Below are 990 nucleotides of genomic sequence, written 5' to 3' on the forward strand. Positions count from 1 at the left end.
CATTGCGTCGGCCCAGCAACTCAACCAGACGGCTACCGCTTATCAGCAGGCTGTTGAGAACGGGAACCAGGAAGAAGCACGCGCACTCGCGCGGGATCTGGTTCAAAATGCGAGCGAACTAAACCAGAGTACGACGACCCTTGTCCAGCAGTACGACCAACTCGAAACACAGACCAATCTAAACTTTGACCCCGCACAGGACGCACTCAACACGAGCCAACGGCGGCTCACACAAGCGGCTGCCGCCGTGGCGACCCGTGAATTTACCGAAACGAATCTCACTGTCCGGCCGGCGCGCTCGAACCTGTCAGCGGCAGAGCCAACAACGGTGCGTGGGCGACTGACGGCAGCCAACGGGACGGCAATCGCAAACGCCACGATCCAAGTTGGAATTGGTGAGGATACAATTACCACCGACACCGACGCAAATGGCACGTATACAACGACGTATCAGCCACTCGTCGTGGCATCGGATGCGTCCACGCTCACGGCGACATATACGCCGGAGCCGGCAGCACCGTATCTGTCAAGCACGGCGACTACACCCATCGCAGTTCGTGGACAATCAGCGACTTCGATTACGGTGACAAACGCAACCACGACAGCGCGCTTTGGAGATTCGGTGGATGTCTCCGGATATATCAATATCACTGGTGTGGACGCCCGGTCAACCGCAGGACTGCCGATCACAGTACAGGTTGCTGGTGAGCAACTGACGAGAACGGAGACCACAACCAATGGCGGCTTTGTCGTTCAAGCAGTGCTTCCCGAGCGAATCCCTCCTGGTGAGACGACACTTCGGGTTGCGCTTGCTACCGAGGACCTGATTCTGGGACCGTCGAACACAACCGTTCCACTAACCGTCGTCTCGACACCGACCTCACTCTCAGTTGAGACGGTCGCTGACGAGCAGGAGACGCAGAACGTGTCGGTTGCTGGGAGACTTACAACCGACGCAGGCGAACCGCTGGCGGGTCGGTCCCTACAGCT

At 58.4% G+C, this 990-nt stretch carries 1 protein-coding gene; it reads left to right on the forward strand.

What is annotated here, in order from left to right; genetic code table 11:
- Positions 1-990, forward strand: a 990-nt coding sequence (locus EXE45_RS19825) for a hypothetical protein (protein ID WP_158294302.1), incomplete at both ends; no start/stop codon positions are given.

Origin of the sequence: Halorubrum sp. SP9, from assembly GCF_005435015.1 — an archaeon.
In the GTDB taxonomy this organism is placed as follows: domain Archaea; phylum Halobacteriota; class Halobacteria; order Halobacteriales; family Haloferacaceae; genus Halorubrum; species Halorubrum sodomense.